This window comes from Leptospira ainlahdjerensis, from assembly GCF_016919175.1.
Classification (GTDB): domain Bacteria; phylum Spirochaetota; class Leptospiria; order Leptospirales; family Leptospiraceae; genus Leptospira; species Leptospira ainlahdjerensis.
In genome coordinates this window covers 120506-146509 of record NZ_JAFFPU010000024.1, presented here as the reverse complement: position 1 = coordinate 146509, position 26004 = coordinate 120506, and the positions used below count along the sequence as shown (strand labels likewise).

Below are 26004 nucleotides of genomic sequence, written 5' to 3'. Positions count from 1 at the left end.
AAAATCTGATTTCATTTTGTGTCTTTCGGAGACAAATTGGAAGTCTAAAAAACCAGTTCCTTATCGGGGAATTGTTTGAATTACGAAATTTAGATCCTCTCATAGAAATATGAGTCAAAGTTCTCTCGACCTCATTCAAAAGAATGGCGCCGTTTTAATCAATCGAATCCGCCTCGGCCTCGTGATACTGTTTACGCTCTCGATTTTGGGAGCAATGAAGGTTTTCAACCCAACACAATTGATCATTCATTCCGGTGGGACGCTTGCAATGTGGATTTATTGTATCGGAATTTTTATCTGGAATCGTTTTGGTGACGTTCCGAAATGGGTTCATAAGACTTCCGTAATACTCGACTCGGTCATCCTCAGTTGTACTTTGATTTTTGACGCCATGATTTCTCCAACCGTCGCATCCGGCGTAATGAAGAACGTAATTCTTTTTTTCATCTATTTTTATATCAATATCTACGCAGGTCTCTTAGGAGAAAAAAAATTCGTAATCTTGATCGGATTCTTAGGTGCATTGGGATCGACTATCGCACTCAGCGTAGCCGTTCTTTTTGGAGTAGAATTGTCCGAGGATCCGAATCTCGCGAACAAACCGGGGATGTTGACCACAAGTGTGGAAATTATCAAAATTTTATTCGTTTTTGTTGCGGGAATTATTCTTGCGCAACTCATGAATCTCTTTATGAAACTTGCCGATCAAGCGGTGAAACTTTCGGAGGAGAGCAGTGGATTTTTGGCAAGATTGGAATCCAATCAAAAGTCGATTCACCTTTCCGCTGAAAGTTTGGAAAATTCCATTCAGAATTTTGCCGAGTTCATCAATAATACCGGTGAAAAAATGGAATCACAAGCGGCCTCCTTAGAGGAGGTAAACGCGGTGATCGAAGAATTATCCGCTTCCTCTCAGAGTACATCCGGTTCCATAGAAACGCAAAATCGAAGTTTGGTGGATTTGAATCTAAAATCCAAAAATCTCGGAGACATTATTGAAAGTATCGCTCAATTTTCAAAGGATCTTGGTTCTTATGCGAACGAGAACAAAGTCGATATGGATAACGTTTCTGAGGCGGCGGGAAAGACCACACACTTCCTGAAAAACATATCAAATTCTTTTAATAGAGTTGACGAGATCAATCAGATCATGGGCGAAATCGCGGATAAAACTAATTTGCTCGCACTCAACGCCTCGATCGAAGCGGCTCGAGCCGGAGCCGCCGGAAGGGGGTTTGCAGTCGTTGCAAACGAAGTCAGTAAACTCGCGGAATTTACTTCGGAAAATGCAAAGAATATTTCCGTAATCGTAAAACAATCTCGGGAATTTATTGGAGAAGCAAATAAGGCTTCGAATGATACGGGAGATTTGACCAATCGCCAAAAGTTGAAAATTTCAGAGACGGTTAATCGAATCGAAGAAATGGGCAAACTCTATCAGGAGCAACGAAGAATTATCCAAGACTTTGTATCGGAAGTCGAACGTATCAAACAACTCTCAGGAGAAATTTTCGAATCCACAAAAGAACAGATGGTCGGACAGGAAGAGATGGTAAAGACTATGGTGAATTTGGAAAAGGAAATCAACCAGATCAATCAAGAGTCCGGCAAACTTCAAATGGAAGTCGAGAAAATTCGAAACCAGTCTTTGGAATTAAAAAATCTTAGCACTTCGTAAAACTCTTAGTGCTGGAAAAGCACTTCCGATTTACAATTTAAGTCCATCTTCCAAAACTGACCCTGAAGAATGTGAGAACTTTCGTTTAGGAGTATGGATTCATGTCTCATCATGTAAAGGCGGCTATCATCGGAGGAACGGGGCTTTATAGTCTCGACGGAATGGAATTGATCGAGGAGATTTTTCCTGACACCCCTTGGGGTAAACCTTCCGATAAAATCAAAATCGGTAATTACAAAGGAAAGCTCATCGCATTTTTACCAAGACACGGAGTCGGACATTTCTTATTACCGCCTGAAGTTCCGAATCATGCAAATATCTGCGCCTTAAAACAGTTAGGTGTAGAAGAGATCATTGCTTTCAGTTCCGTTGGGAGTTTAAGAGAAGAAATCAAACCTCTCGATTTCGTTTTGCCATCTCAGGTGATCGATCGAACTCGACTTAGAAACGCGACTTATTTTGGAAATGGGGTTGTTGCTCACGCCCCTTTCGCAGAACCTTTTTCATCCAATCTGAGTAAACGAATTGAAGCGACTGCAAAGAAAATAGGATTGGGAATTCATACGAACAAAACCCTCGTTTGCATGGAAGGGCCTTTGTTTTCCACAAAAGCGGAATCTCATCTTTATCGTTCTTGGGGGGCCGATATCATCAACATGACTGTACTTCCGGAAGCGAAGCTCGCAAGAGAGGCTGAAATCGCCTATCAGATGATCTGTATGTCCACCGACTACGATTGTTGGAGAGAAGGAGAAGAATCCGTTACGTTGGAGATGGTAATCGCCAATCTCACGAAGAACGCCGAAACCGCAAAGAAACTACTCGCAGAACTCATCGACGTTATCGGAAACGGAGATGACCTGAGTCTGAAAAACAGTACGAAGTATTCCATCATAACGGCTCCGGAAAAAAGAAATCCTGAAACCGTTAAGAAACTCAAGGTTCTTTTCCCCGAATATTTCTAACAAAGAATCAACGAATTTCATCCAGGCTTTTTTTCAAAGCCTGGTGATATTCCGGAAAGACCGTCAAATCGTTGTGGGTTCCGTCTTGGATCGTATAAAGAACCACGTCTTTCTTTTTCGATTTCAACTTTTCGAATATAATTTCCGAGTTCTGATACGGAATGATTTCATCTTCGGTTCCGTGAAAAATCCGAATCTTTGAATTGATCAGCTCTAATTTTTTTAAATTTTCAAATTGAAAGCGTAACATCCAAGATCGTAAGAATGGATAATAATTCATAGCCAAGGACGGCAGATCCGTAAACGGAGTTTCTAAAAATAAAATGAGATCCGGGTTTTTGGAAACCAAGTCGACCGCGACTCCGGTTCCGATCGATCTTCCATAGACAACGATTTGTTTTCTCGGAATATTCAATTTATTGATTGTATGATCGAGCCAGAGTTTTCCGTCTTCATACATTGTGTCCTCTGAAAGTTTTCCCGTATTCTTTCCATAACCTCGGTAATCGCTTATCAGAACGTTCCAGCCTAAGGAAACAAAATCTTCCGAAATTCCTCCCCAACTTCTTAGGCTTCCCGCGTTTCCATGAAAGAAAAGAATCGTTTTGTTTTGAATGTTGTTCTTTGCTTTGAAATAGAGAGCGTAAGTTTTTTCTCCGTCTCGTGTTGAAAGTTCTATCTCTTGAAATTCAGACGGGAATCGAAACGAGTAATCTTCCGGTAGTTTTTCAGGGAAGAATATCAATTTATCCTGATTCCACCAGGCGAGTAGAAGGATCAGGGAAAAGAAGGAAAGAAGAATACTTAAGAAGATTGTCATAGTTTGTTTCATAAAAATTTTAAGGACTTGGAATGATTTCTTTTTTCCAGAGTTCTTTTCCGTTTACATCGAATATCTGGAGTAACAATTTTCTTTCTCCTCGTTTTCCGGTAATGGAAACAAGTCCGAAATTTCTTTGTTCGACAAGGGTTCCCTCGATTCTCAAAGGATTCTTCTCAGTAACGGGATAAGCTCCCGAAGTCAATGGAGAAACCGTAAAATCATAGATCGGTTCGACACCGTCTTCTTTGAGAAGATTCAATTCCGTATGATGACGATCTCCGGTTAAGAAAATTACGTTCTTTGTTTTCAATTCGCGGATAGCCGAAAGAATTTTATTTCTTTCCTCTGGATACGTCGCATAGTTTTCATAGACCGCGTTTGGATTCAGAAATTGTCCGCCGATCGCGACAAATTTAAAGGTTGCTTTGGAAAACGCCAAAGAATTTACGAGCCACTGAAATTGTTTTTCGCCTAAGATTTGTCTCGGACCGACCACCTTGTTATTGTTAGCCGTCCTAAATGTTCGATCGTCGAGAAGAAAAAATTGCGCGTCTCCCCAAGTAAAGGATCCGTAAATGCCTTCTTTGGCGTAGTTCGGATTTCCCCAGTGAAGTTTGAACATTTCTTCCGCGGTATCTTTCATCCAAAAAGAAGAATCTCCGTCGTTCGGCCCAAAGTCGTGATCGTCCCAAATTGCATAGTGATGAAGAGAAGAGAACAAAGGACCTAACTCAGGAATTCCTCTTTGATGTTTGTATCGATGTAAAAATCCAGTCTTTGAATCCCAATCCGTTTCTCGAAGATAGATATTGTCTCCGAGCCAGAGCATAAAATCTGGTTTTTTGGAAAGAATCGAGTTGTAGACGAAGTAATCTCCGCCATAGGGTTTTCCGGGAACGTCATATTCCGTTTCGTTTACATAGGCGCAACTTCCGAGTGCAAACGTAAAGGACGGAGGATTTTGTCCGGTCGCAAAAAAAGACTGCGCTTGAAAGGTTTGAGGATGTTTTGCTTCGATCTTTTTTCCATCTAAGATTAGATTGTAAGTGTAACGTTTTCCGGGCTGAACCTGATTCGCGATCAGCTTTGCGACAAATCCGGTTTTGGATTGTGTTTGAATTTCCTCTGAGAGAAATTTGCGCTTTTGATTTTCAATTTCAGAATATTCTAATATTACCGAAGCCTTCTTTTCCGTTTGAACCCAGACCAAAACTTCTTTTAGTGTGGAATAACCTACGATGGGACCCGAAGAAATTCTGGAAGAATCGGCGTTGAGTGTGGATTGAGAAAAAATAAAAAAGAATAGTAGAAGTTTTTGGATCGATTTGATTTTGGATTTCATAAAGAAATTTCCCCTGAAATCCAAACCATTTCATGAACGTTTAAAAAATTCAAGAGAAACTTTTGATCTTTGTTTCTCCTCTAAAAAACGATTTTATCCGATTGAGACGAACATTTATTTTATCTGAAATCCTTCTTTTATAAAAATCACGAGTTCGTCCAAAGCCTTCTTCGCTTCCGGAATCACTCCTGCAAAATTAAAATACCCATGAACTAAACTCTCATACATACTATGAGTGACCGGAACCTTCGCTTTTTTTAGAGATTCGATCAACTCCAACGCTTCGTCCTGTAACGGATCAAATCCAGCCAATTGAATATAAGTTTTTGGGAAGTCCGTTTTTTTCTTATGAAGAATCGGCGACGCTGAGATCTCTTTTGCATCGAGCGGATTTTTCAAATAGTGAAAATTAAAATACTCCAATAACTTGTTCGTTAGAGCATATCCGCGGCCAAATTCATTTCGGCTCGCGCTCATTCGGAGAAGATCTAAATAAGGGTAAATCAATAGTTGAAAAAGAGGAGATTGAATTCTTTTCTTTTTAGATAGAATGGAAAGATTTGCCGCAAGATTGCCTCCGGCGCTGTCTCCGCCGACCGCGATTTTTTTGGAAAGAATTCCTAACTCCTTTGCGTTTTTAAGAATCCATTGATAAGCGACAAAACTGTCCTCTACAGCAGTCGGATACTTATGCTCGGGTCCAAGTCTGTAATCGACAGAAAGAATCATTGACCCGGTTTTTTTTGCGAGGTAACGCAGAGGCCTATCGTGAGAATCGAGATCGCCTATTACAAATCCGCCTCCGTGAAAATAGACAAGCGCGGGTTGGAGGGTCAAGGTTAGTGTGGGTCGATAGAGTCTGATTCCGATTCTTCCGCTTGAAACCGGAATCGTAAAATTCTCGACTTGAAAGAGTTCTTCCGATTCGAGATCGAACAGAAGCATAGAGTTTTTGTAAAACGTCCTTGCATCTTTTGGAGCGAGAGATTCAAGACGGGGTTTTGTCTTTGCGAGATACAAGGACATTTGGAGTTTCGCGTCTAAAATCCTCTCTCGTTTTTGCAGGATTCCGCCGGAGATTCTTCTAAGAATTCCCTCCGGTAGTTTTAAAATCCATCGAAGAATTATACGTTCAAGCTTTTGCAAGGACGCCCTTTTTCCTTTTCACTCCGTGTTTGCTCGAACCGACTCCGTTTTTGGAAACTTGTTTGTGTTCGGCGATCGCTTCCACGTTTACTTTGTTTCCATTTTTCTTTGCTCTCTGTGTCCCTTTTTTGAGTTCGCTTTTCATATCGTAGAGAAAATCTTCAAAGTCGACTTGCATCGTATGTCTGGTCGATGCCACATAACGTTTTTTCATTTGCGATTCGTATTTTTCTATCGTTTGATTCATTTCTTCTGTGGTCGGGAGCTGGTAATTGCCGGTTAGATATTCTGAAATCCATTTACCTTGAAATTCTGCCAATGGCATAATCGCTCCTAAAGGTTGATACAAACCGACAAAGAATAAATTCTTAAACTCAGGTTTGATCATACGATGGAACAAAGGTAAATGATTGTCTTTAGCAGCGATTAAACTTTCCTCAAAGAACGGAAACTTGACGTTATAACCCGTGCAGTAGATTACCGCGTCCACTTCTTCTTCACTTCCGTCTACAAAACGAACTTTGTTGCCGTTATAAGATTCGATATTCGGTTTTGGAGTTACGTCCCCTCTTCCTAATCGTACGAGAATATCCTGAGAGATCGTCGGATGGGCCGCCCCCGGTTTGTGATCCGGCTTTTGCAAACCGAAGTCCTCCACATTTCCGACCCCAAATCTAAGAACCAGTCCCATGATAAAACTCTTAATCCAGAATGGAGTATGAACCGGAATCATTTCCGTGGACTTATCTAATGGTTTTCCAAAAAGATAATTTGGAATGATGTAAGCTCCTCTTCTCGCGGCCAGAAAAACTTTAGAGGCGACACCGGGTCTGCAAAGTTCGACGGTAATGTCCATCGCGCTATTACCCATTCCTAAAACCACAACTCGTTTACCGGTGAGTTTAATCGGGTTATCAGGATCGACATAAGAATGGGAGTGGATGATCTTCCCGGTAAACTTACCTGGAAACGGAGGATCCGGCCATCTTTGTGACCAATGATGTCCGTTGGAAACTACCAACGCATCATAGAATTTTTGCTTTCCGTCTCCGGTCGTAATCAACCAAGTTCCGTCGTCTTGATAGTCCGCGTGAACCACCGGATTTTTGAAGTGGATGTTCTTTCGAAGTCCGAAATGATGAACGTAGTCGATAAAGTATTCTAAGATTCTTTGGTGCCCAGGATAATCGGCGTAACTCTTAGGCATCGGATAGTCTCTGTATTCCATTCTATCTCTGTGAGTGTTAATATGGAGAGACTTATAGATATTACTCATCTTATTGTCGTTGTTGAATCTCCAGTTTCCTCCGACTTCGCTTCCCGCCTCATAACAATCAAAAGGGATTCCTTTATCTTTGAGAGCTTTACAAACCGTGATTCCGCTAGAACCAGCTCCTATAACACAAACACGAGGCAATGAAGACATATCCTTCTCCTATTTAATAAAACAATACGTTAGGAATTATGATAGAGCTTTAAAATATGAGACAGTCAATTAAAAAAAGTTTTGAATTTATAATTCATCCGATTATTAATGAATACTTATGGAACAAAAAAAGAGAACAAATGTTCACTATGATTATGACTACGTCATAGTAGGTAGCGGTTTCGGCGGAAGTGTCTCCGCCATGAGACTGAGCCAAAAAGGATATTCCGTCGCCGTTCTAGAATCGGGTAAAAGATGGAGATCGGAAGATTTTCCGAAATCAAATTGGTCGCTTAACAAATATCTCTGGATGCCAAGAATCGGATTTTACGGAATACAGAGATTAAACCTCTTGAAAGATTTTTTTCTCGTAAGCGGAGCCGGAGTCGGAGGGGGAAGTCTTGTTTATGCGAATACTCTTTATGTTCCCGGAGATAAGGTTCTCAATTCTCCCACCTTTAAAAAGTTAGGCGGTAAAGAGAAAATTCTCCCGTTTTATTCGATCGCTTCGAGAATGCTCGGAGTAACTCAAAATCCTCAGTTGTACGAATCGGATTATATCCTCAAAGAAATCGCGGATGAGATGGGAAGAGGGGAAACCTTTCGTCCTACTCCAGTAGGAGTTTATTTCGGAGAAAAACCCGGTAAACTTTCAAAAGACCCTTACTTTTTAGGAGAAGGTCCGGATCGTGTTTCCTGCAATCACTGCGGCGGTTGTATGGTAGGCTGCAGGTTTAATTCTAAGAATACGTTGGATAAAAATTATCTTTATTTTGCGGAGAAAATGGGAGCGAAAATTTTTCCCGAGTCAAAAGTGGTTTCTCTAATTCCGATCAACGAACAAGGAGAAGCTGATTCTTTTGCGACTGGAGAATTCGGTTATCAAATTCAAACCCGCTCCACAACCGGATTTCTCGGATTCCCTAAAAAAACGTTATATGCAAAAAATGTAATTCTTTCCGCGGCGGTGATGGGTACAGTCGGACTTCTTTTGAAGATGAAACAAAAAGGAAAGATGACAAGACTTTCGCCGGCGCTCGGAGACAGCGTCCGTACAAATAGTGAAACTGTCTTGGCGATTACAAACTTTACAAAGGACGTCGATTATTCCCGCGGAGTTGCGATTACTTCTTCGATTCATCCGGATGAACACACTCACATGGAACCAGTGCGTTATCCGAAAGGCTCCGACTTTTTCGGAACGATCGCTTCGGTTCTTACCGACGGCGGTGGAAAGTTTCCAAGACCTCTAAAATATTTCTTCACATTGTTCACCAATCCTGTTTATTTTTTCAAAGCGTCCTGGCCGTTTGGATTCGCTCAAAAATCTTTGATTCTTCTGGTTATGCAAACCTTGGACAATAAGATTCGATTGGTCCGCACCAGAAGATTTGCTTGGCCCTTTGAGAAAAGTATGAGTTCTACTCTTACGGAAGGAGAAAAAACTCCCGCGTATATTCCCGTCGCTAATGAGACCGCAAGAAGGATCGCGCAGAAAACGGGCGGAATTCCGAGAAGTTCAATCAACGACGTTTTGTTAAATGCACCGATCACGGGTCATATCATGGGCGGCTGTATCATGGGAGATTCCCCGAAAGAAGGTGTGATCGATTTTGAAAATCGCGTCTTTGGTTATCAGAATCTTAGAGTCTGTGATAGTTCCATGATCACGGTGAACCTTGGAGTCAACCCGAGTCTTTCGATCACCGCACTTACGGAAAGGGCGATGTCCCTGATTCCTCCCAAAAAAGGATTTAAGCCGATACAATTTCTTTTTGAGAAGAAGTTCGGAATCACCCCTTTGTTGATCGCAGGCTCGATACGTTCACCAAGAAAAAATTCTAAGATGAAACCTGCATTGCCAAAAAAAGGAAAGGTTCGTAAATAATAGCGATTCTTTAAGGAATTCTAAAACTCGAATTTCCTTTCCAAAAAGGATTTCGTCCAAACGTCCTTTCCCGATTCGATTGAATAAAATAAGATCTGGAAAGAGATTCTTCTTTTCTTTCTTTCTTTCTTTCTTTTACGATCATAAAAGGACTCGAGGTTTTTCATTGAGTTTAGAACTTCTTCAAAGAAAAGAATTATTCAGACAGGAAGCATTTTGGGGATGCGCCTGGAAGGAAGGATACTCCGATCTCAAAATCGAAGTCATTAACCCCGCGACTTTGGAAGTCCTTGGCGCGGTTCCTTCCTTAGGTAAAAAGGAAACCTTGGAAGCGATTCAGACTTCTCTGTTTGCTTTTGAAGATTGGTCCAAACGACCCGCAAAAGAACGTTCGAACTTAATTCGATCTTGGTCCGATCTAATGAAGAAGAATCGGGAAGACTTGGCGATTCTGATGACTCTGGAACAAGGGAAACCTCTGGCCGAATCGAGAGGAGAAATCGATTACGCGGCTTCTTTTCTGGAATGGTTTGCGGAAGAAGGAAAGAGAGTTTATGGAGATATCGTTCCGAGTCATAGAAGAGACACTAAGATAGAAGTCATCAAAGAACCGGTCGGCGTTTGTGGGATTTTGACTCCCTGGAATTTTCCTTCCTCTATGATCACTCGTAAAGCCGGGGCTGCGTTAGCGGCCGGTTGCACCGTTATCAGCAAACCTTCCGAGCTCACACCATTCTCCGCACTCGCGTTAGCTGTTCTTGCACAAGAGGCCGGGATTCCGGATGGAGTTTTTCAAGTGTTAACGGGTTATCCGGAAGAAATTGCCAGTACTCTTATGGATCATTCCGAAGTGAGAAAGATCAGTTTTACCGGTTCGACTCGAGTGGGTAAACTGATCATGGAGCGATGTTCGAAAACTTTGAAAAGACTTTCTCTTGAACTCGGCGGGAACGCGCCGTTTCTAGTTTTCGACGACGCCGATTTGGAATCCGCAGTGAAGGGCGCGATTCTTTCTAAATTTCGAAACTCGGGACAAACCTGTGTTTGTGCGAACCGATTTTTGATTCAAAAGGGAATTTATAACGATTTTGTAAGTTTGTTTTCGGAATCAGTGCTAAAATTGAAAGTCGGAAACGGTTTAGAAAAGAATACTTCGATCGGTCCCTTGATCAACGAAGTCGCGGTTCGAAAAGTGGAAAGTCATATAGAAGATGCCTTAGAAAAAGGGGGCAAACTTCTTTTAGGCGGAAAAAGAACCGAATCCAATCGGTTCTTTTTTTCTCCAACGATAATATCCGAGGCGTCGATAGATTCTCTTTCTATGCAGGAAGAGGTTTTTGGTCCGGTCGCACCCGTTTTTCGATTCGATTCCATAGAAGAAGCGGTCGAGGTCGCGAATTCTACACCGTCCGGTTTAGCCTCGTACGCGTTTACTGAAGATTATCGTAAGATGAGGTTTTTAGCCGAGAATATAAAAGCGGGAATGTTGGGGATCAACGAGGGCCTGATATCGACGGAGCAAGTTCCCTTTGGCGGTCCTCAAAGAATCTGGTTTTGGAAGAGAAGGATCGAAATACGGGATCCAGGAATATCTTAACGTCAAATATGTCTGCATTGGTGGTTTTTAAGTAGCAAACAATCACAGTTAGGTTACGGCAATCGCCTTTCCACGGAGCAATATTCGATTTTTATGAAATCTTTCCGCTTTTTCCGAAAATTGAATCTTGTTTTTTTAAACAAATTATAACATTCGATAGGCATGTACGAAATTCCTTTTTGCTTGACGATATAAATTTTAAGAAGTTATTAGAGTGCCTGCCATGGATCTTATCTATTTAAATTATTTCTCTTTGGCTTCGTTAATCGGAGTCCTCTTTATCGGGTTTACCGTTTTCTTTTTCTTTTCGATTCAGGAAAAAGCGTCCGGCACGATCTACCTCTGCATCGGATTGTTTAGCCTCGGGATCTTTCACTTGGGTTATATGGTCGGATTTCCGTTTTACGGACCTTGGTCCGTCTTTCACAGATGGATCGTCATTCCGTCTCCGTTTTTAGGATTTCTTTTTCTCATCATGTTTTTTCTTCATTATCCGGAACCAGTTTCGAAGAAGATAGTAATGCCGATTTTTTTCAGCGCTCTCGCGGGTGTGATCGTTATCTTCGCTTGGTATTTCTATGAGTCCTTAACCGCAAAAAGAGTTTTTTATTTTTCAGGTCATTACTGGGATTTTCAGATCAACCTATTCTATAAAATTTATTCGGTTACGGTTATTCTCTATACGGTCATTTTTATGGGGATCGGAATTTGGAGAATGTTCAAGCTCAAAGGTAAAGAAAGGATTATAACCGGAATCATTTTGATTCCGTTGACGATCATCACTCTTGTTCCGGGAATTTTGAACGCGATGAGCCGAGATGGGGCGGTCTCCAGAGAATTATATCAGACCGTTTTGGATATCGCTCTTGTTATCGGATTGTTTGTAATTCTTGTCGGTTATATCAATTATACGAGTGAAAAAACCTCTATTCTCTCGAGGATCTCCGGGATCACACTCGCGACTTTTTTTCTCGTATTGCAGATCGTAAGTTTATTTATTTTCAATGAATACGAAAACTCATATGATCTGATTAAAAGAAAAGAAGTCAGACTGTCGGTTTCCGGTTTAGACGTATCCAGGGACGCGGAGTACGTTTTTGAATACGATGCGGAATCCGATTCCGCTCGCGCTTACTCTTCGCATAGTTCTTTACAACCCAATGAAACGGTCTTGAGAGAATTTCGATTTTTTAAAATTTCGCATAGTTTGTTCGAACTTCCTGCACTTTCCAATAAAGATTTCGGCGAAAGAGTTGAGTTGATTTTAAGTAAATCGCCTGCGGGCTTTGAAGCGTATCGAGCCGGTATTAGGGAATATTTTTCCTCTGCAAAAGAAGCCGAACTTTCAGGAAAGGACGTTGAATTCTTCTTTGACAATTTGGAAAAGAAGTTGGTCGTTCTTAGGAATAAATATTTTCATTTGCCCCCGAAGGAAAAAAATGATCCTCTCGCACTGGAAAAACTCTTTCAATCCGATAAACCCGGAATTTCGGCCTATTTAAAAGAATTAAGAAAAAACGCTTTATCGGAGAATGTTGCCGATCCCGCTAAAAGAGAGCGAATGATCGAAGCTCTTCTCACTCAAGTTCGGAAACAAGATGAGAGGACTTATAAGGGCGAAAGGATTTACGAACTCGGCGGATCGATTCCAAAACACTACATCGCTTATTTTTATGTTTCGCCTTCGAATGGAAAGATCTACGATGTGGGTTTTCGATACGAGTCTTTAAGAGACTATCTGCATCCGACGGGGCAGATCCTTTATATTTCCGCCATTTGTATCATTCTACTCGTACTTTTGGGATTCAGATTTTTCTTTCAAGGAGCTCTACTCAATCCTCTGGAAGAAGTTGTGATCGGTTTGAGAGAAGCCAATTCCGGAAACTTGGATTATAGACTTCAAGTAAAAGTCGAAGACGAAATCGGATTCATCGCTCGTTCGTTCAACAGAATGGCGCGTTCTATCCAAGCGGCAAGAAAACGACTTCAACAGTACGCAGAGGAATTGGAAGAAAAAGTACAAGAACGTACGAAAGAACTCCAACAGACTTTGGAAGAAGTACAGGAACTGAAACAACAACAGGACGGGGATTATTTCTTAACTTCTCTTTTGATCAAGCCTCTCGGGTCCAATAAGGCGCGTCAGGAAAACGTCAAAGTCGATTTTTTAATCGAACAGAAAAAGAAATTCTCCTTTCGAAGATTCAACGATGAGATCGGCGGCGATATCAATATCTCCAATTATATCGATTTGCAAGACCGTTATTATACTGTGTTCTTAAATGCGGATGCGATGGGGAAATCGATGCAAGGTGCCGGCGGAGCGTTGGTTCTCGGAGCCGTCTTTGAATCGATCATTGAAAGAACGAGAATGGCCACCACCATGAAGGAACAATCTCCGGAACGTTGGTTGAAAAACGCATTCTTAGAATTGCATAAAGTATTTGAAAGTTTTGACGGCTCTATGCTCGTTTCACTCGTGTTAGGCGTTGTGGACGACGAAGCAGGACTGATGTATTTCATCAACGCGGAACATCCTTGGACCGTTTTGTATAGGGACGGAATCGCAAGTTTTATCGAAGACGATTTGATGTTTCGTAAACTGGGAACAACGGGAATGGAAGGAACCGTCTTTATCAAAACGTTCCAGATGGAACCGGGAGACATTATCATCGCAGGTTCGGACGGAAGAGACGATATCTTGCTAGGTATGGATCGAGAAGGCGGAAGAATCATCAACGACGATGAAAAAGAATTTTTAAGAAAAGTAGAAGAAGCTCGCGGAGAATTGCAGGGAATCTACGACGGAATTCACAATCATGGTGCTCTGACGGACGACCTTTCTTTGGTCCGAGTTTCGTTTAAAGAAAATTTAAGCGAATCCAAAATCGCACTCGCTCACGAGAAAGAACAGATTCGTGAACTCTTAAAAAAAGCGAAGGAAGGCGCTAATAATAAGGAAATCGAAGAAGCAATTTCTTTTCTGGAACAAGCGGAAACTCTGAACAATCAAATTCCGGAAGTAAAAAAATTGTTCGTAAGTCTTTTTCTCAAAAAGAAAGACTATCGAAACGCCGCGCTTTATGCTGAAGATTATTTAAATCTAAAACCGGTGGATAAAGAAATTCTTTACATCGCTTCCACTGCGGCGAGGAAATCCGGAAGTTTTCAAAAGGCTCTGGACTTTGGCGAAAGACTCAAACTTCGCGAGCCGACACATATTAAAAATTTAGTCAACCTTGCTCAAATCTATATCGCTTTGAAAAATTATAAACGAGCTATGGAAATGGTCGACATCGCTTTGACCGTGGATCCCCATCACGAAGTCATTTTAAAAATCCAAGAGATCCTGAGGAAGTATTCCCATAACCTTGCGGAAAGCGAGACTTGAAAATTAGTTTCCTTTAAGGATGGATTGTGACTTCGCTTTTTACCGAATTGGAAACAAAACAATTTCTATGGGCTTTTTCATGGAGTTCGGCTAAGGCATCTTGATCCGGAATTCTCTCGCCTTCGAATGTTACCTTAGGGTGAAGATCGATCTTGGTGACCACCATCTTACCCTCGGAATTTTTTTCCAGAAGGGCGATCGCCTTATCTTCGTAAGAGGAAACTATATATCGACTCTTCGCAGCCACCGCAAGAAAAGTGAGAAAATGGCAACTGCAAACCGCAGACGCCAGCAACTCTTCCGGATTTGCGTGTTCGGCTTTTCCGAAGGTTTCCGTTGTGGAAGAGCCTTTTAATTTTTGTCCTCCCGCATACTCAATGGTGTGAGTTCTATCATAAGAATCATATTTGAATTCTTCAGGACCTTTTTTCCAATGTAAGCCAATTGTGTGTTCGGACATGTTTAAACCTTCCTATTTTTAAATAGCGGCCAAATAGAACGTTAATTCAAGAATAAATTTTTCCCGAAAAAAATCGACTTCATTCTTTGATTCTTTGTCCAACGCGACAAAAAACAATCCTGCCAGTAATCGTGGAAATTGAAATATTAGCAAAGTTAAGAATACAAAAGACGATCTCGTCAATCTTCAGAATAGAGACTTCTTCGATTATAAATTATAAATTGCGGTTTTTAGAAAAACCATTGATTTTCAAAGTAAATTCTCGTCATTAGTATCATGTCCTCGAAGCAAGAATCGAAAAGAAAAACAGACGAAGAAATCATCGCCTCCGGTCCGGCGTATATCAACTGGATTCGTCTCGGTTTAATTTTACTCTATTATTCCTCGATTGCGATCGGTTGGAAAAGAACCAATGCGGTTCAGAATACGCTGTATTTGGTCGGAACTACGGCGATGCTTTTTTACTTCCTATACAGTCTTATTAAAATCAGGACGAAGGGAAGTATTTCCCATAACTTGAGTAAGGGTTTTGTCGTTGCGGACGTTTTAGTTTTGTTTCTCGTAATGGTCGGGGCTGCGATGGACCTTCCGGAATTTACATCCGGAATGGTGAAAAGTCCGGTGTTATACGGAATTAGCTATCTTTATATCATATCCTCCGGTCTTCTTTTGGCTCCGAATTTTATTCTGCTGATCGGCGGACTCTCAGTCATCTCCAATATCATTGTCGTTTCAACGGCGACTAGATACGGACTCATTCTGACCGAAGATACGAAGCTCGCAAATTCTCTGGGCTATGTTTCGGTTTCGGAGCAGGTAACGAAGATTCTTTTTATAATGGCCTGTGCTCTGATCGTAAGAACCCTCGTAAAACTTTTTATGAGTTTAAGAGAGAATTCCGAATACAGACAAACGGAATTGGAAGAGTCTCACAAGATGATTGCGGAAAGAAGCAACAAGATGAGAGAATCAGCGATGTATCTCAAGGATTCCTCCAAGAATCTGAAAGAATTCATGTCCGATTTTTCTCTTCTGGTTTCCACACACGCATCATCTTTTGAGGAAATCAGTTCTACGATGGAAGAATTCCAATCTCAAACGGAAAGTTCCGCCGATAACGTAAAAAATCAATTTAGCAATATTGAAACCTTAATTGATCACAGTTCAAATTTGAAATCCATCATCGAAAGGATTTCCCTTTTCAACCAAACCTTGGATCAGAGTCTGGAAAAGGTTCGGAAATCCGGTTCGATGGTAACCGGATTTGTGGAAGAACTTTCTAAATCTCTTTCCTCTTTAGGAGATTCTTTTAGAAGTGTGGGAGAAGTAAACCGGATCATGTCCGAAGTTGCCGATCGCACTAATTTACTTTCCCTCAATGCTTCGATCGAAGCGGCAAGAGCGGGCGAGGCGGGGAAGGGTTTCGCGGTGGTCGCGCAAGAAGTTTCAAAACTCGCTGAAAGTAGCGCTGGAAATGCGGACTTAATTTCTAAGATCATCAAAGATTCTTCGAACCACGTTGTCACCGGTCAGAAGTCGGCAGAAACAACCGCAGGTCACGTCAAAGAACAAGATACTTTGTTCCAGGATTTATTTGCTCGATTCGATGAGTTTACCAAAATGTTCGAAGAACAGAAAAGAATCAATTCTCAGTTCTTCTCGACGTTGGATCACCTCCGTTCGCTTTCTTCCGAAATCGAACTCTCCTCATCCGAGCAAAAATTAGGACTTCATGGAATTGTGGAAGCGATTTCTTCTCTTCAAACTTCTATGGAATCCCTGATGGAAAAAAGTGAGAATCTTTCGGAGATCGTAAAAGAACTCGAAGTTCAAGCGGATACGCTTGCAAAATCCGAAACACTCTGATCCCGCTTCGATCCGAACGGGTATGATGGGAATTGCATTTCTGCAAAACGAGCGGTTCTTCTAAAACGTTTTTGATTTTCCTGATTCGGTAAAAGAATTTGAAGCCGATCCGATTTATTTCCGGCTCAGTTCTACATTCTTAAGATACATAATTTTAAGAATCAATTCATAGTTTTCCGGATGAAAAGAGTTTTCATTTGCAAAAGTGCTAAAGAATACATTCAGTTTCGATTTCGTTTCCGAACGGAGAATCAGACTCCAATGGAAAAGAATTCGATTCCTCTGATCCCGCTTTCCAGAAGAGAATACGTCTGTTTATTTCAGTTGTCATTCTACCCTTTTTCAAATGTTTAGTAAAAAGGAACACTCGAGGAAAGGGAAAATGGCAAATATTTATTACGACGCCGATTGTGATTTAAGCTCACTCAAAGGTAAAACCATTGCAGTGATCGGCTACGGAAGCCAGGGACACGCCCAGGCTCAAAACATGAAGGATTCCGGACTCAAAGTTATCATCGGTCTGAAAGAAGGATCCAAATCCGTACAAGAAGCAAAAAACGCTGGTTTCGAAGTTTATAGCGTTGCAGAAGCTTCTCAAAAAGCAGACATCATTCAAATTTTAGCGCCGGATACGATTCAGGCGGATCTTTACAAAAAAGATATCGAACCGAATCTGAAAAAAGGCGATGCGCTCGTTTTCTCTCACGGGTTTAACATTCATTACGATTTTATCCAACCTCCAAAGGACGTTGACGTTTATATGGTGGCCCCGAAAGGACCAGGTCATCTTGTAAGAAGAGTTTACACCGAAGGTGGCGGGGTTCCTTGTTTGATCGCGATCTATCAAGATTCCACCGGAGAAGCTAAGAAAAGAGCTCTCGCACACGCTGCCGGAGTAGGTGGGGGACGCGCTGGGATTTTAGAAACTTCTTTCCGCGAAGAAACCGAAACGGATCTTTTTGGAGAACAAGTCGTTCTCTGTGGAGGTCTTTCGAATTTGATTATGGCGGGATTTGAAACTTTGACGGAAGCGGGTTACGATCCTGAGATCGCATACTTTGAATGTCTTCACGAAGTAAAATTGATCACCGATTTGATCTACGAAGGCGGTCTCGCAAGAATGAGATTCTCTATTTCCGACACTGCGGAATACGGCGATTACGTTAGCGGTCCTCGAGTGATCGACGCAGGCGTAAAACAAAGAATGAAAGAAGTTCTTAACGATATTCAGAAAGATAAGGGCGCAAAATTTGCAAACAACTGGATGGCCGAAACAAAAGCAGGTTATCCAAACTTTAAGAATATGAGAGAAAAAAATGCGGCTCATCCGATCGAATCGGTCGGTAAAAAACTGAGAAGCATGATGAAATGGTTATCTAAATAATTATTTCTTTTTCCGTTTTTTAAATCAACCCGGTAGGAGAAATCTTTCCGGGTTTTTTGTTTTCGGAAGAATCGAAATCAACCGCTTCGAAAGGTGCGATCTTGGGATACCTCCGGCGTTCTGATTTTTTTAAAAGTTTTTTCCGCTAAACGAATCCCGAATCGATTCGCTTTTTTCGTTTCGTAGAGTTCGGAAATCCCCGCAATTTCAGTAATGGTAGAATTCTTAGATTCCTGAATTCGAATTTTGGGGGTATTTCGATTATAGATCGATACCAACACTTTCATCATGGCGCCAAACGAAGGCAAATCTAGATTCTCCAAATTGTATAAATCCGTTTTCTTTAGTCGTTCTTTGCAAAGAAAAAAAATGCTAGGATATTCTGTTTTTTAAGGGAAACAGACAAAATTTTTTTTGCACCTTAGAATTCTTTCCGAGTTTCTAAGAATTTTTAAAAATTCGAGCTTCCTTTTTGCACTGAAAATTCTTTCCTAAATTCTTTAGAACGAATTCTTTCCTTAAAAAAATAATGACAAAAGGATTTCTTTTGTTACCCTGATTCCATTCTCAATCATCCCAGGAGGCCAGGTTTGAAATCCAAGCTATCGGCAATCAGCGTCTGTTTGATTTTATTTTTTGCAACGGATGCTTTTGCACAAAAAAGATACGGGCTCATTTTCGGTTCTAACTATACCGGTAATAAAGCAGGAATTCCGGAACTCAATCTTTGCGAAGCGGACGCAAAGTATTTGAACGATGAAATTCGAAGAGTCGGAAATTTCGACGAAGTTAAAATTGTCCTCGGAAAAGACGTTACAAAGGATAATATTGAAAAAGAGATCAAAGCCTTAGGAAAAAAAGCAGGCGATGAAGATACGGTTCTTCTTTATTTCTCCGGCCACGGTGCGTTTCAAAGAGACGCATCCGCAAAAAATGGAATGCGAAACTTGATCATCTGTTATGATCGACCTCACCTCCAAGACGATGAATTAAACAAATATCTGGAAAAAGTAAAATCTCCAAAAACGGTATTTATCTTCGACTGTTGTTTTTCGGGCGGAATTGCTAAGAAAGGAAAAGCAACCAGAGGTTCGGCGGACGTTCCGATTCCCGAAGGAAGCGACGGAACCGTGAAGCAGGACTCCGAAGACTTTTTCTTTCAAGATAAGGCGATTATTTCTTCCGCGGACGATAATCAGACCGCGATCGAAGTGGGTGGAAGTATCAATCACGGAATTTTTACCTATAATTTTGGAAGAGCTCTCAGCACCGCCGATCTAAACAAAGACAACGTGGTCACTGCCTTGGAGGCCTTCTTCAAATCGAAAGATGAAACCGTTCAGATGGCGAAGAAGTTTCAACACGAGCAGGTTCCGCAAATTTCCGGAAACGCATCTGGGATTTTTCTTTCCGGAAAGAAGAATCCGGAACCTCCTAAGCCGATCGATCCTCCAAAACCTCCCCCTCCATCCGTGGAACCGGAACCGGATCCGGTTAAACCCGATCCAGCACAACCTGTAGTGACGCCGCAAGAACCACCTGTGGTTCCTACCAATGAAAGAGGAGATTTGGTTTTAAAAACTACGATCGTTCAGGACCGCGCTTACGGACTTTCCGATCTTCCACCGGATGTTTTGATCTTTGCTAAAAAGAAAAGAAAGGGAAATCGAAACGTAAAAGTTTTTATCGACGATCAGGAGTTTACGTCTTCCGTATCAGCATCTCCTTCCAATTTTTGGGGAGCAGTGAAGAGACAGGGTAAGTTGATTCCAGGAAACATTTATACGATTTCTCTGAGCAAGGTTCCCGCCGGTGTTCATAAGATTACAATCAAAGCGGACGATTATCCTGAGATCCAAGAAACTTTTGCCGTTCTTCCAAATAAGAAGAATGAACTCGCGATCAACGCGTCCATGAGCGGTTTTGGTGCGATTCAAGGAAAAGTTTTTTATAAGACATTGGACAATCCGGTGATCAACCAACCTATCTTCATGCCGACGATTTCCAGCGTAACCGGAATTCAAAAATTGAATACTGACAACGAAGGAAACTTTTGGTTCACAAATCTCAAGCCTGGAGATTATGAAATCAAAGCCTCTTTTGCGGAAGATCTAAATCTGAACAATTCGATGATCAACGTTAGAGAGGGGGATGTCACAAAGGTAGACGTGATTCTCAATGTGAAGATGCCTTCTACGAAAACGAAATACTAAACAAGTATTCCGTACCAATAAAAAAGCCTGCTCGTTGAGCAGGCTTTTTTATTATAAATTCTTCTCAAAAAAACTTTAGATCCGATCGCTAAAACTTGGATTCAGATTCGGAAATAGAATCCGTTTGGGTAATTCTTCGAAGCGGACCCTTGCAAACCGTTTAAAATCGAACTTAGAGTTCGAATCGGAACTGATTTCAAGGAAAGTCTTCTTTCAAATCTTTCCTCAAAATCGAATTTCGGTCCTGATCTTGTTGTCTTGTTGCTCGAGACTTGGAATCGCTCAGGACGCAAAAATCAGTCCTTTAAGAAATTCTTCCATTCGCTGGATTGAAACCTGCGTTTACGGATTTCTTTTAACTTATTCATTTGTGCGGAATTGAGCAACGCGCCTGCTTTCAACCCGGATTGGGGGAGAATTGTGTTGTTTATGAGATTTGCGGTGGTTTTGCCGATTGAGAGAAAGGAACTTTTCAGTTCGGGATCCATTTCTGGGTAAAACATTTTGCGCCTCCATGCGACTTTCTGGTTTGGTTCGAGTTTTATGTATTGGAAGTTTATTTGATTCTCGTCCTTGAGAAAGCAATTGACTCCCTAAACTACCTATCGCTGAAATTGGAGAATACTTGAGTATTTTTTTTCTTGTACGAATTTTCCCAGAACGGTAAAATTGCAAAAAAATGCAGATTCGGCTGATCAATAACACGGGTAAAAGAACGGGAAGATTCGTCGCCTACGAATACGGCACGGATTTGTTCGGATACGTCTATGTGGATAAGATCAAAGGAAAGGAGCGGGGAAAACTCGTTTCTCGCTGGGTAATGCCTGACCTCGGATCTTTGGTTCGTTTGTTGGATTTCGAAATTTATAAACGCGAAAACGAACATTATGAAAATATCAATTCTCTTACAGGATGACTTTTTCCTCTAAGATCGCATTGCTCGAACGTAGAAGCGGAAAATTAAATCGACTTCACGATCAAGTTTCCAAACTTCTCGCAAAACTTTCCTTATTTCGTCTTTTATTTTTCTCGACGTTCGTAATCTGGATTTCCGTCTTTTATTATCTCCGATCGGAGTCGCTCTTTTATCTCCCGTCCTTACTCCTTCTTTTCGTATTTTTCTTTTTCGTACGAAGATATAAGAAAACTCTTTTATCAAGAGAACGGATTCGTCTCTGGCAGTTCGTTTTAGAAAAAGAAGTCGCAAGAATTAAGATCAAAGGTTTTGGAAAAAAACACGGAACCCGCATAACATTAGAAAATATTTCTCCTCTTGCGAGAGATTTGGATCTTTTCCGCGAATCCGGTTTGTTTCCATGGTTGGATACGACGTTTACGACGAATGCGGAGCAAAAATTAATCTTTCTATTGGATCCGAACGAGGCCTCTTCCGATTTTCAAAGGGAGAATGTTCTGCAAAGGCAATCGATCGTAAAGTCGATTTCCGAAAAAACATTAGCAATTCCTAAAATACTTAGATTGGCTTCTTATCTAAGGGAAAATCGGGATTCTTCCGAGTCGTTTCAAAAAACGAGTCCGAAGCTCATCCAATCCGATCTATCCTCCAATCTATGGAATCGATATCCTTGGCTTTTCAAAATTTATAAACCGGTTACGATCCTTGTTTTGGCGTTGATCCCTGCGAACATTTTATTAGGGGTTCCTTTTCCGGCTTCCGTTCTATTTTTAAATCTGATTTTGTTCGGACTTTATCGTTCGCTTTCGTTAGAAGTTTTCCAAGAATACTATTCGCTTTCCGGAAGTATTAACGGACTTCAAAAAATTCTAATCTATCTAAAGGGTTTGAGAATTCAAGATCTGAACGGAAAATTTCTCTTGCAAGACACCTCAAAAGGGGAATTAAAATCCGCTTACGAGGATCTGGATCGGATTCTAAAACGAGTCGCGTTGACGGAGGCTCCTCTGCTTCATCTCATTCTTAATAATTTATTCTTATACGATCTTTGGATATTACAGAGAATTTCGAAGTGGAGGAAAAAACATTCAAATCTTTTGGAAAAGTCTATGGAAGATCTGATCGTCTTTGATTCTCTTGTTTCTTTCGCGAATCTAAAATGGATGTTTCCGGATTATTGTTTTCCGAATATTCTTCCCGATAATTCTCCGACTTCGATCCAGGGACAAAATATACATCATCCTTTGATTCCGTCCGAATCGAAGGTCACGAATATTTTGGATTCGATATACGAAAAGGATATCGTTTTGATTACCGGTTCGAATATGTCCGGTAAAACAACCTATCTTCGTACGATCGGAGTAGCTTCGATTCTTGCTCTTGCAGGTGGTCCTACACCTGCGTCGGACTTCTCTCTCCCTGTCCTTAATATTCATACGAGTATGAGAAACGAGGATAACTTGGAAGAGGGGATTTCCTTCTTTTATGCTGAGGTGAGAAGACTTTCCGAAATCGTTCGGAAGATTAAGAATTCCGCTCGACCTCATCTTGTTCTCTTGGATGAAATTTTAAAAGGAACGAATACGAGAGAACGTTCGCTCGCTTGTAAGGGAATTTTAAAGGAACTCAAAAAAAATCGAGTCATAGGTCTTGTAACGAGCCACGATTTAGAATTAGCCAAGGTGGAAGGGGTTATTCTGAAACACTTTCAGGAAGAAATTGTGAATGGTACGATGCACTTTGATTATAAAATTCGAGACGGGCTTGTAGAAACGAGCAATGCTCTACGGATTTTAATCCAAGAGGGAATGGATTTAGATTTTACTTAGAATCGCTCAAAACGTAAATTCTAGTTTTTATTATATTCAAAAAAATAAATCGTTGAAGTCTCCACTTCCTTAATCTATTTTTTTTTATTCTCTTCTTTTGAAGAGAATAACCCTTTTAATCCTTCCCAAGCGTCTCTTACGTATTCCGAAACCACTGAGCCTGCGATTCCCCCTCCATAAGGTCCGCCGAGAGGCGTAAAAAACGGAGCAAGGATCGTACTTCCGGCAAATACCGAACCCAGCCATATCGGATCCACATAAGGAATCGATTGTTTGAAAATACCTTTATAAATAATCGGAATTTTTAAGGCCTTTCCGACGATGTTCCCACCCAAACGTAAATTGATTAACACATCCACGTTCTTTTCAAAGCTGATGTTTCCTTTTCCATCGGCTTCGAGACCGGTACCTTGTAATTTCAAATTCTGAAAATAGAATCGATTGTTATCTATTTTAAAATCCGATTTTAAAGAAGCAAATTCTACCTTGCGCCCGTCGATTCCATTGAAGGACATTATTTTTCCAAGTGTATTGAGAACCGGTACCATGAAGTTTGCATATCCTAAAAGTTCTCCATTGAGAACTTGAAGATTTCCCGATCCTTCCATATTTCGGAAAAAATCGACCGAAAAGTCGGTGGATTGAGCGCCGACTTCAGTTGTAAAACTAAATTTACTAAATAAATTTCCATTGATAATTCTATCGCTTACGTAAGGCATTAAAATCCTATCTAAAAGTACCCGATAAGCTTCTCCTTGTACTTCGTACCGGGATTGAAACGGATTTATTTTAGATTTTCCTAATATTTCTCCGTTATAAATATACGCGTGAAAGCTGGAAACGGTAATCAGAGGATAATTGTATTTTACGTCCGCTTTTAAAACCGGAAATCGATGTTTTAATACGTAGACGTTTCTGAGATCGGCGGTAAAATAAAAAACCCCATCCGGTCTTTTGGGATTGTCGAACGCGGTGGTAAATTCGAAAAGTTTGCCTAAACGGAAAACACTTTGGTAGTCCAGATAATTGGTCGTGATCTGAAAAGAGGCGTTCGTCTTCTGATTCCATAAGACCGTACCTTTTGCAGTTCCGTCGGCGATTCCGGGCCAGGTCATAGAGATATAAGGAAATTCTAATTTTTTATTTGGAATATCAAGCTTCACTCCAAGGTTTACTTTGATATCTCCGAAGGGGTTTCCACCCTTGTAAGCGAAGTTTTTCGCTTGTGCAATGATGTTAAAATTGATCGTTTCATAGACGGATTTTTTAATTTGGACGGTTCCGTTAAAGACGGTTTTCGAAAAATCAGCTTTGGGAAAAATAAAAAATAAATCCCGAAAAATAGATAAGGAACAATTATCAAAAATGATCGTCGTTTGAAATTGTAACTTTTCCAGCGTGGTCGGAAATTCGTCCAAATCGGCGCTTCCGTAAATCTGAAAACTCTGCCCGTCGAGTTTTCCGACCAGACTTAGATTGAAAGTATTTCCATAAAAAGAGATTTCAAAAGAAGATTTCCAGAGATAGATCCCGTAATTGCGAGTGTGAGTATCGTTTTGGTAGTTGACGTAGAAGTTTTCGATATGGACATTTTTGAGTCCTATTTTGAGTATTTCTTTCGGATTGATCGAAGCCGTATTTTCGGTTAACGTTGGATCAAAGATTCGAATCGAATTTACTTTTTGGTCCGGTTCTTGTTTTCCATTTTGTAGATATTCGATCAAATCAATCGATCCGTCTTTCGATTTGTGGAGATTGATACTTCCTCCTGAAATATAGATATCCCGAATCTCGACTTTTTGACCCAGCAAACCAAACCAGGAGATATCGATCTTGATCTGGTCGCTTACGCCGACGATCACATCGCCCTTTTTTACGAGGACGGAATTCAATTCGATACCGGGGAACGGAAACAGAGTCAGATCCGACTGATCGACTTGAATTTCTAAGCCCGTCGACTTTTCGATTTCAGTAAGTATAAAATCCTTATAAAAATCCTGACGGGAAAGAATGGGAAGAATCGTAAAAAGTGCAAGAACCAGGATTTGAAAAAGGAGAATTGCGAGAAATTTGATTCGATTATTATAAAAGAAATGTTGAATGCGATGAAGAAATTTCATTTTTCCCGTTCCAAAGGAAAGTGACACAAAACCTTTTGTCCGGCTTCCTTATTTTTCCAACTCGGGAATTCAGATTTACAGATGTCTTGGGCGATCGGGCAGCGAGTATGGAAATGACAACCGGAAGGTTTATTCACTGAACTTGGAATTTCGCCTTTGAGCGGTGTTCTTATTTTTTTACGATCGTACACGTCAAAAGTGGATTGAAAGAGAGCCCTCGTATACGGGTGAGCCGGAGACGAAATGATGTCTTTTGTTTTGCCGATTTCTACTATTTTTCCCAGATACATGACGGCGATCCGATCCGAAATAGATTTTACCACACCCAGATCGTGAGAGATAAACAAATATGATAATCCGAACTCGTTTTTTAATTCGACAAGAAGTTTTAAAACCTGAGTACCCGTGGAAACGTCCAAAGCGGAAACGGATTCGTCACAGATGAGAAATTTCGGTTTTAGAACCAAGGCCCTCGCGATCGCGATTCTTTGTCTTTGTCCTCCCGAGAATTCATGTGGAAAACGCGTGAGAATGTCCGAAGACAAATTGACTCGTTCTAATATATCTTTGATCTTATTCTCCGCTTCTTCTTCCGTAAGTTTTTCGTGAATCTCCAATCCTTCTTTTAGGATTTCCGAAATCGTCATACGAGGATTTAGAGAGGAATACGGATCTTGAAAGATGATCTGAATATTCTTTCTAAAAGGAAAAAATTCCGAGGAGGAAAGCGAAGTGATTTCCTGATCCTCAAAATAAATTTTTCCGTATTCCGGTTGTAAAAGTTTTACGAGTCCCCTTCCCAAAGTGGACTTTCCACAACCGGATTCTCCCACGAGGCCTAGGATTTCATTTTTTTCGATATCCAAGTTGATTTCGTCTACGGCTGCGATTCGATTCTTCTTAAATCCGAACCCCGACTTGGAATAAAAGCTGATTGTTAGATCTTGGATACGAATCATT

General features: G+C 40.9%; 17 protein-coding genes and 1 pseudogene. 10 read left to right on the top strand and 8 right to left on the bottom strand.

Annotated features, from left to right (window positions below; translation table 11 throughout):
* Window positions 1-109 precede the first annotated feature (109 nt).
* A complete protein-coding gene (locus JWG45_RS05915) occupies window positions 110-1678 on the top strand; it encodes a methyl-accepting chemotaxis protein (protein ID WP_205278837.1) in 1569 nt (522 codons plus the stop codon).
* A gap of 101 nt (window positions 1679-1779) precedes the next feature.
* The gene (gene mtnP, locus JWG45_RS05910; RefSeq protein ID WP_205278836.1) at window positions 1780-2643 is read left to right on the top strand and encodes an S-methyl-5'-thioadenosine phosphorylase; all 864 of its coding nucleotides are present in this window, start codon (window positions 1780-1782) and stop codon (window positions 2641-2643) included.
* A gap of 7 nt (window positions 2644-2650) precedes the next feature.
* Here mtnP and JWG45_RS05905 read toward each other — a convergent pair whose 3' ends face one another.
* From JWG45_RS05905 to JWG45_RS05890, 4 genes are all read right to left on the bottom strand, one after another.
* Window positions 2651-3475, bottom strand: a complete 825-nt coding sequence (locus tag JWG45_RS05905; RefSeq protein WP_205278835.1) for an alpha/beta hydrolase — start codon at window positions 3473-3475, stop codon at window positions 2651-2653.
* A gap of 7 nt (window positions 3476-3482) precedes the next feature.
* Window positions 3483-4808: an alkaline phosphatase D family protein gene (locus JWG45_RS05900; protein WP_205278834.1), complete on the bottom strand. Its 1326-nt coding sequence runs from the start codon at window positions 4806-4808 to the stop codon at window positions 3483-3485.
* Window positions 4809-4922: 114 nt separating this feature from the next.
* Window positions 4923-5954 (bottom strand): alpha/beta hydrolase, encoded by a 1032-nt coding sequence (locus JWG45_RS05895; RefSeq protein WP_205278833.1) that lies wholly within the window; start codon window positions 5952-5954, stop codon window positions 4923-4925.
* Entirely contained in the window at window positions 5941-7380 is a 1440-nt protein-coding gene (locus JWG45_RS05890; RefSeq protein WP_205278832.1) for a flavin-containing monooxygenase, read from the bottom strand. The genes JWG45_RS05895 and JWG45_RS05890 overlap by 14 nt, the downstream gene beginning before the upstream one ends.
* Window positions 7381-7498: 118 nt before the next feature.
* On the opposite strand from JWG45_RS05890, the gene JWG45_RS05885 reads away from it, so the two are divergent.
* The 3 genes and pseudogenes from JWG45_RS05885 to JWG45_RS05875 all read left to right on the top strand — a co-directional run bounded on the left by JWG45_RS05885 (window position 7499) and on the right by JWG45_RS05875 (window position 14256).
* Window positions 7499-9268, top strand: coding sequence for a GMC family oxidoreductase (locus JWG45_RS05885; protein ID WP_205278831.1), 1770 nt, complete (start codon window positions 7499-7501; stop codon window positions 9266-9268).
* Window positions 9269-9434: 166 nt separating this feature from the next.
* Window positions 9435-10896 (top strand): annotated as a pseudogene (locus JWG45_RS05880) (NAD-dependent succinate-semialdehyde dehydrogenase).
* Window positions 10897-11088: 192 nt separating this feature from the next.
* Window positions 11089-14256, top strand: coding sequence for a SpoIIE family protein phosphatase (locus tag JWG45_RS05875; protein ID WP_205278830.1), 3168 nt, complete (start codon window positions 11089-11091; stop codon window positions 14254-14256).
* 13 nt (window positions 14257-14269) lie between these two features.
* Here the strand turns inward: JWG45_RS05875 and JWG45_RS05870 are convergent, their stop codons facing one another.
* On the bottom strand, window positions 14270-14716 hold the full coding sequence (locus tag JWG45_RS05870) for an OsmC family protein (RefSeq protein ID WP_205278829.1): 447 nt from the start codon (window positions 14714-14716) through the stop codon (window positions 14270-14272).
* 276 nt (window positions 14717-14992) lie between these two features.
* Between JWG45_RS05870 and JWG45_RS05865 the strand changes: the two genes are divergently transcribed.
* From JWG45_RS05865 to JWG45_RS05855, 3 genes are all read left to right on the top strand, one after another.
* Entirely contained in the window at window positions 14993-16582 is a 1590-nt protein-coding gene (locus tag JWG45_RS05865) for a methyl-accepting chemotaxis protein (RefSeq protein ID WP_205278828.1), read from the top strand.
* A 382-nt stretch (window positions 16583-16964) separates the two neighbouring features.
* The gene (gene ilvC, locus JWG45_RS05860; protein WP_205278827.1) at window positions 16965-17966 is read left to right on the top strand and encodes a ketol-acid reductoisomerase; all 1002 of its coding nucleotides are present in this window, start codon (window positions 16965-16967) and stop codon (window positions 17964-17966) included.
* A 590-nt stretch (window positions 17967-18556) separates the two neighbouring features.
* Window positions 18557-20179 (top strand): caspase family protein, encoded by a 1623-nt coding sequence (locus JWG45_RS05855; protein ID WP_205278826.1) that lies wholly within the window; start codon window positions 18557-18559, stop codon window positions 20177-20179.
* 296 nt (window positions 20180-20475) lie between these two features.
* Here the strand turns inward: JWG45_RS05855 and JWG45_RS05850 are convergent, their stop codons facing one another.
* On the bottom strand, window positions 20476-20682 hold the full coding sequence (locus JWG45_RS05850; RefSeq protein WP_205278825.1) for a hypothetical protein: 207 nt from the start codon (window positions 20680-20682) through the stop codon (window positions 20476-20478).
* Window positions 20683-20858: 176 nt separating this feature from the next.
* On the opposite strand from JWG45_RS05850, the gene JWG45_RS05845 reads away from it, so the two are divergent.
* Both JWG45_RS05845 and JWG45_RS05840 read left to right on the top strand, forming a co-directional pair.
* Window positions 20859-21095, top strand: coding sequence for a hypothetical protein (locus tag JWG45_RS05845; protein WP_010573237.1), 237 nt, complete (start codon window positions 20859-20861; stop codon window positions 21093-21095).
* Complete coding sequence (locus JWG45_RS05840; protein WP_205278824.1) at window positions 21092-22924, top strand: MutS family DNA mismatch repair protein; 1833 nt, start codon at window positions 21092-21094, stop codon at window positions 22922-22924. Before JWG45_RS05845 ends, JWG45_RS05840 begins: the two co-directional genes overlap by 4 nt.
* Window positions 22925-22998: 74 nt before the next feature.
* On the opposite strand, the gene JWG45_RS05835 is transcribed toward JWG45_RS05840, so the two are convergent.
* Together JWG45_RS05835 and JWG45_RS05830 are read right to left on the bottom strand one after the other, a co-directional pair.
* Entirely contained in the window at window positions 22999-25044 is a 2046-nt protein-coding gene (locus JWG45_RS05835; protein ID WP_205278823.1) for an AsmA family protein, read from the bottom strand.
* Window positions 25041-26003: an ABC transporter ATP-binding protein gene (locus JWG45_RS05830; protein WP_205278822.1), complete on the bottom strand. Its 963-nt coding sequence runs from the start codon at window positions 26001-26003 to the stop codon at window positions 25041-25043. The genes JWG45_RS05835 and JWG45_RS05830 overlap by 4 nt, the downstream gene beginning before the upstream one ends.
* Between the last annotated feature and the right edge of the window lies 1 nt (window position 26004).

Bases quoted from the DNA above. Each gene is read 5' to 3' on its own strand.
- JWG45_RS05885 (WP_205278831.1), top strand. From the start codon at position 7,499: ATGGAACAAAAAAAGAGAACAAATGTTCACTATGATTATGACTACGTC.
- JWG45_RS05865 (WP_205278828.1), top strand. From the start codon at position 14,993: ATGTCCTCGAAGCAAGAATCGAAAAGAAAAACAGACGAAGAAATCATC.
- JWG45_RS05850 (WP_205278825.1), bottom strand. From the start codon at position 20,682: ATGTTTTACCCAGAAATGGATCCCGAACTGAAAAGTTCCTTTCTCTCA.
- JWG45_RS05845 (WP_010573237.1), top strand. From the start codon at position 20,859: ATGCAGATTCGGCTGATCAATAACACGGGTAAAAGAACGGGAAGATTC.
- JWG45_RS05915 (WP_205278837.1), top strand. From the start codon at position 110: ATGAGTCAAAGTTCTCTCGACCTCATTCAAAAGAATGGCGCCGTTTTA.
- JWG45_RS05900 (WP_205278834.1), bottom strand. From the start codon at position 4,808: ATGAAATCCAAAATCAAATCGATCCAAAAACTTCTACTATTCTTTTTT.
- JWG45_RS05890 (WP_205278832.1), bottom strand. From the start codon at position 7,380: ATGTCTTCATTGCCTCGTGTTTGTGTTATAGGAGCTGGTTCTAGCGGA.
- ilvC (WP_205278827.1), top strand. From the start codon at position 16,965: ATGGCAAATATTTATTACGACGCCGATTGTGATTTAAGCTCACTCAAA.
- JWG45_RS05905 (WP_205278835.1), bottom strand. From the start codon at position 3,475: ATGAAACAAACTATGACAATCTTCTTAAGTATTCTTCTTTCCTTCTTT.
- JWG45_RS05875 (WP_205278830.1), top strand. From the start codon at position 11,089: ATGGATCTTATCTATTTAAATTATTTCTCTTTGGCTTCGTTAATCGGA.
- JWG45_RS05835 (WP_205278823.1), bottom strand. From the start codon at position 25,044: ATGAAATTTCTTCATCGCATTCAACATTTCTTTTATAATAATCGAATC.
- JWG45_RS05870 (WP_205278829.1), bottom strand. From the start codon at position 14,716: ATGTCCGAACACACAATTGGCTTACATTGGAAAAAAGGTCCTGAAGAA.
- mtnP (WP_205278836.1), top strand. From the start codon at position 1,780: ATGTCTCATCATGTAAAGGCGGCTATCATCGGAGGAACGGGGCTTTAT.
- JWG45_RS05840 (WP_205278824.1), top strand. From the start codon at position 21,092: ATGACTTTTTCCTCTAAGATCGCATTGCTCGAACGTAGAAGCGGAAAA.
- JWG45_RS05830 (WP_205278822.1), bottom strand. From the start codon at position 26,003: ATGATTCGTATCCAAGATCTAACAATCAGCTTTTATTCCAAGTCGGGG.